Raw genomic sequence first — 5,273 nt, 5'->3', positions numbered from 1 at the left:
AAATGCAAATCATGTCCACATCTATCACAAAACTTAGCATTGGATGCATGCCCGAATTTACCGCATTTTGGGCAGGTAATGGGGTGTAGCTGTGGTCGCATGGTGCGTGACAGCTCAGCGGTAAAAATCCCTGTCGGTACGGCAATGATGGAGTAACCCATAATCATCACCATGCTTGCAATCGCTTGCCCTATCGGGGTTTTGGGGGAGATGTCGCCATAACCCACGGTCGTCAAAGTCACAACCGCCCAATAGATGGATTTGGGGATGCTGGTGTAGCCGTTCTCAGGGCCTTCGACCACGTACATGACCGAGCCAAAAATCGTCACAAGCAGTAATAATGATAGGAAAAAGACGATGATTTTGTGCTGACTGGTGCGAAAGGCAGCCGCCAAAAACCCTGCTTGTTGCATGTAGGATTTGAGCTTAAATACCCTAAAAATCCGCAAAATCCGCAAAATCCGCACCACCAATAAATATTGCGTTCCCACAAAAAAGTAGCTAAGATAGCTTGGCAATAATGCAAGCAGGTCAATCACGCCAAAAAAGCTAAACGCATAACGCTTGCGATTGGGGGCGGAGTATAGTCGTAATAAATATTCTATGGTAAATAAAATGGTAAAAAACCACTCTGCATAAAAAAATAACCGTCCGTATTGCAAACGCAAATACAGCACACTGTCAAGCATGACCACGACCACGCTAAGAGCGATACCGATGAGTAGCACCACATCAAAAAATCGTCCTGCAGGCGTGTCAGTGCCTTCGATAATGATGTGGATTTTCTCTTTTAAGGGCAGGCTTTTTTTGTAAACAGGGGCTTTCATGCAAGATAGAATGAGAGAAAGATGGGCGTATTTTATAATAAAGTTGGGGCTTGGGATAGTATTTTTACAAAATTCTTGTTATGATTGATATGTTTTAGGCTTTTTACATTTGATTTATCATGAGAATCATCATCTTAATGCTACCCCTTGTCCTGACCGCTTGCATGAACATGGCGGATTTTTCTGAAAGTAAGCGTCAAACACCCCAAACTTACCCGACTTACAACCCAAATTGCCAACGCCATGTACCGCCAGCACCACGCACATCACAAGGCTATCCCGACATGAGTTCGCCTGAATATCAAGAAACGCATCATCGCACACATTGCCCCTAGCAAATATTGGCAAATTCGCCCAAACCTTGTATAATAACCTATTTTATTATTTTCATTTAAAAGGTGCATTCTATGGCAGGTCATAGTAAATGGGCAAACATCAAACATCGTAAAGCCAAACAAGATGCCGCAAAAGGCAAAATCTTTACCAAAATCATTCGTGAAATCGTATCCGCCAGTAAAGGTGGCGACCCAGACCCTGCCAACAACCCACGTCTGCGTGCCGTGCTAGAAAAAGCCAACGCCGCCAACATGACCAAAGACGTGATTAAGCGTGCCATTGAGCGTGGTCAAGGGGGCGGAGAAGGCGACAATGTCCAAGAAATCACCTATGAAGGCTATGGCGTGGGCGGTGTGGCGGTCATCGTTGAGACCATGACCGACAACGTAAATCGCACGGTGGGCGAAGTTCGTCATGCGTTTAGCAAGCACGGTGGCAACCTAGGCACATCGGGTTCGGTGGCGTATTTGTTTAGCAAGCGTGGCGAGATTATTTTTAATGATGTGTCGCTCGAAGACAAAGTGATGGAAGTTGCTTTGGAGGCAGGGGCAACGGATATTGAAAATGATGGCGAGAGTTTGCTTGTCATTACCGAACCCAACGACTTTGGGGCGGTGGTGGACGCACTGGCAGGGGCAGGTCTAAAAGCAGACAATGCCGAAGTTACAATGTCGCCAAGTACAACTGCCGACATTGATAATATTGATGACGCTCAAAAAGTGCTAAAAATGATTGACATGCTAGAAGATTTGGACGATGTCCAAGAGGTCTATACCAATGTCAATTTTAGCGATGAAGTAATGGCACAGCTTGACGCTTAATTTGCCTATCGTGATTTTTGGATATGGCAGAAGTGTCATATCCAATTTTTGTTTTTAAAGGAATTTTAACAAAGAATTGGTATTAAGCAATTTAAAATCAAATCAGTTTAATTGATTAACTATTGGAGAACCAATATGATAACATTAGACCTACCACCACAAATTGAACAGCATATCATTGAGCGTGCCGAACAAAAAAGTTTGACGGTCAATGAATTGATTTTGCAATGGGCAAATCAAGATAAGCAAAATAATTCCATTTTATTAACCGATTTTGTCAAAACCTTACCTAACCGCTCCCATATTGGTGATGGATTGGCAATTCAAAAGGCATTGCGTGATGAATGGGATTAAGTATTTATTAGACACTTGCTTTATTATTGAATTGTACAATGGTCATCAAGAAGTGGTTAAAATCATTGAAGAAAACAAGATTGATTTAACTCATTGTGCCATTAGCCCAATTAACCGAATGGAAGTTTTGGGATTTGGTGATTTGGTAGATAATGACAGTCAAAATTTGGAAAAATTATTGGATGTTTTAATGACTTTACCAATTGACAGAAAGATAGAAGACACCGTCATTGAATTAAGAAAACACCATAAAATTAAATTGCCCGATGCAATTGTATTAGCAACCGTATTAACCCACAATTTAGAATTATTAAGCCTTGATATGGGTTTAATAAACAAATACCAAAAAGAAATCGCCAATTGAACTGATTTAAATAATTAGGAAACCCAATGACCACGCTCCCCGACTATGTCCGTGCCATCATCACCGCCACCGTCTATGACGTTGCCATTCGCACTCCGCTTGAACAGGCGGACAAATTATCCGCACGCTTTGGCAATGACATTCGCCTAAAACGAGAAGACCTGCAACCTGTGTTTAGCTTTAAATTGCGTGGGGCGTACAACAAAATCAGCCAGCTTTCGGACGAGCAAAAAGCAAAAGGCATCATCTGTGCATCGGCTGGCAACCACGCACAAGGGGTGGCATATTCAGCAAATCGCTTAAAAATCAATAACTTAATTGTCATGCCCAAAACCACACCCGACATCAAAGTCCAAGCGGTCAAAGCCTTTGGTGGACAGGTGTACCTACACGGCGACAGTTTTGACGAAGCCAACCGTTTTGCCATAGACAAGGCAACCACAGACGGCATGACCTACATCGCCCCCTACGATGACAAAGCAGTCATTGCAGGACAAGGCACGGTCGCCCTTGAGCTGTCGCAAGACTGGCGAGAGATGGAATATGTGTTTGTGCCTGTCGGTGGCGGTGGTTTGGTGGCGGGGATTGCGTCTTTTTTGGGCGAGATTGCCCCGCACATCAAGGTCATTGCGGTGGAATCCGAAGGCTCTGCTTGCCTAAAAGTCTCCCTAGCCGATGGCGAGCGAACTCGCTTACCCCAAGTGTCCTTGTTTGCCGATGGTGTGGCGGTCGCTCAAATCGGTCAAATCCCCTTTGAAGTGGCGGGTCTCACCAAATCCAACGGGCAAGGCAAGGTCATTGACGAAGTCATCACTTGTAATAATGACGAGATTTGTGCGTCCGTCAAAGACATTTTTGAAGAAAACCGCCACATCGTTGAGCCGTCTGGGGCGTTGGCACTGGCAGGACTTAAAAAATATGTCAAACAGCACAATTTGACGGGCAAAAACTGCGTGGCGATTGTCTCGGGGGCAAATATGAACTTTGACCGCCTACGGTACATTGCCGAACGCACCGAGATTGGCGAAAACAAAGAAGCGATTTTTGCGGTGCAGTTGCCCGAAAAAACAGGGGCGTTTTTGGACTTTTGTCGCCGATTGCAAGGGCGTAACATCACCGAATTTAATTATCGGTTGGACGCAACGAGTCCAAGTATTGCCCAAATCTTTGTCGGCATTGGCTTAAAAGACGGTCAGTTTGAGCGCACCACCATTATGGACAATCTGGACAAGGGAGGCTACACCGCCTTTGACTTGACCGATGATGAAGTCGCCAAAACGCACATTCGCTATTTGATTGGCGGACACGGTCGGCTCAATGACGAAAAATTGTTCCGTGTGATGTTCCCCGAACGCCCAAATGCTCTGCTCAATTTCCTAGAAAAACTGGGACAAGATTTTAATGTAACCCTTTTTCACTACCGCAATCACGGGGCAGCCGAAGGACGGGTATTGGTTGGCTTACAGGCAGCCGCCCATTCATCACGGCAAATCGTGGACGCTTTGACTGAGATTGGTTATGATTGTGAAGATTTAAGTGAAAATGTGGGCTATGGGGTGTTTTTGAAGTAGGTAGTCAATTTATGCTAGACCGTCAATTTATTAAACAACACGGCTTAAAGAGTATTGCAGTTGATTTTACCGCTTTGGACAAATCATTGTCAAAGTATGTATTGCCCCTATTTTTTGGCATAATTTTTGTGATGAAATTTCAAGAATTAACGCCCCTTGAAGTCGTGATGATGTCTATATTATTTGTCATTGTTATTTTTTATTTTATTAAACTTACCAAAAATCACGCTGACGAAGTTTGGGAAACGATTGACGGTTTTATTATTGTTATTGGTCAAAAATACGAAAAAATTCTTTTTAGTGATTTGGAGCAAGTAAAATATCATACCAACTGGTTTTTGGATAACAAAAATCCGATTGTTACATTTTATTTTAAAAAGCCCAATCAATTTGGTAAAAAAGTGTACTTTGTTACTTGGGAAGATGCGTCTAATTTTAAAACCGCTTGGACAAAAAACCCCGTAACAGAAAGTTATGTCAATAGCCTACAAGAAAAAATCAACGAGAACACCTAAATGGTAGCAACTGTATCCCTTAAAGAATACAGTTGCTACGATTATCCTAATTTTTGAATTGTGGGAAAATATGACTTTCATTCCAAAAAGCATTGCCAGTGATACGGTTTATTTTCATAAACTACAATATAAAATAATGTATGTGATTGGGGTGGTTTTTATTAGTATTTTTACCTTAACCGCTCTATCAACGGCAAGCAATTCATTAATCATATTTTTATTTTTGTGATTACAGTTATTGTTTTTCATATGATAATCTTTAATTATATGAAAGAAAATATTTTAATCCTTGCTGATGAAGTCAAAGAGGTAGAAAATGGTTTATTTATCAAAAATGGCAAGATTAGTGAAACCATAGAGTATTCAAATATCCAATCCGTAAGTTATCGCTATTCATTCTTTTCCATTAAAAATATGTGGTGGAATGAACATTTGTAAATCCTACCACATTAGGCAATAAAGCAAGATTTATCAGTTGGGCGGAT

The 5,273-nt window shown here is 42.0% G+C and carries 7 protein-coding genes; 6 read left to right on the top strand and 1 reads right to left on the bottom strand.

The features are described from left to right. A partial coding sequence (locus tag B5J93_RS06320) for an ion transporter (RefSeq protein WP_079325607.1) occupies positions 1-827 on the bottom strand: 827 nt, incomplete at its 3' end. Positions 828-946: 119 nt separating this feature from the next. Between B5J93_RS06320 and B5J93_RS13315 the strand changes: the two genes are divergently transcribed. The 6 genes from B5J93_RS13315 (at position 947) to B5J93_RS06295 (ending at position 4,788) form a co-directional block, all read left to right on the top strand. After that, positions 947-1,162, top strand: a complete 216-nt coding sequence (locus tag B5J93_RS13315) for a hypothetical protein (RefSeq protein ID WP_143823498.1) — start codon at positions 947-949, stop codon at positions 1,160-1,162. A gap of 72 nt (positions 1,163-1,234) precedes the next feature. Then, positions 1,235-1,984 carry a YebC/PmpR family DNA-binding transcriptional regulator gene (locus B5J93_RS06315; RefSeq protein WP_079325605.1) on the top strand — a complete coding sequence of 250 codons (750 nt, stop codon included), beginning with the start codon at positions 1,235-1,237 and terminating at the stop codon, positions 1,982-1,984. Positions 1,985-2,119: 135 nt separating this feature from the next. After that, positions 2,120-2,338 (top strand): hypothetical protein, encoded by a 219-nt coding sequence (locus B5J93_RS06310; RefSeq protein ID WP_079325603.1) that lies wholly within the window; start codon positions 2,120-2,122, stop codon positions 2,336-2,338. Further along, on the top strand, positions 2,325-2,702 hold the full coding sequence (locus B5J93_RS06305) for a PIN domain-containing protein (RefSeq protein WP_158080701.1): 378 nt from the start codon (positions 2,325-2,327) through the stop codon (positions 2,700-2,702). Before B5J93_RS06310 ends, B5J93_RS06305 begins: the two co-directional genes overlap by 14 nt. Before the next feature lie 26 nt (positions 2,703-2,728). After that, the gene (ilvA, locus tag B5J93_RS06300) at positions 2,729-4,273 is read left to right on the top strand and encodes a threonine ammonia-lyase, biosynthetic (protein WP_079325599.1); all 1,545 of its coding nucleotides are present in this window, start codon (positions 2,729-2,731) and stop codon (positions 4,271-4,273) included. Positions 4,274-4,284: 11 nt separating this feature from the next. Further along, positions 4,285-4,788, top strand: coding sequence for a hypothetical protein (locus B5J93_RS06295; RefSeq protein ID WP_079325597.1), 504 nt, complete (start codon positions 4,285-4,287; stop codon positions 4,786-4,788). The last annotated feature ends 485 nt before the right edge of the window (positions 4,789-5,273 follow it).

The organism is Moraxella equi, assembly GCF_002027555.1.
Classification (GTDB): Bacteria; Pseudomonadota; Gammaproteobacteria; order Pseudomonadales; family Moraxellaceae; genus Moraxella; species Moraxella equi.
The sequence above is the reverse complement of the archived record's forward strand: the minus strand, read 5'-3'. Positions and strand labels throughout refer to the sequence as shown.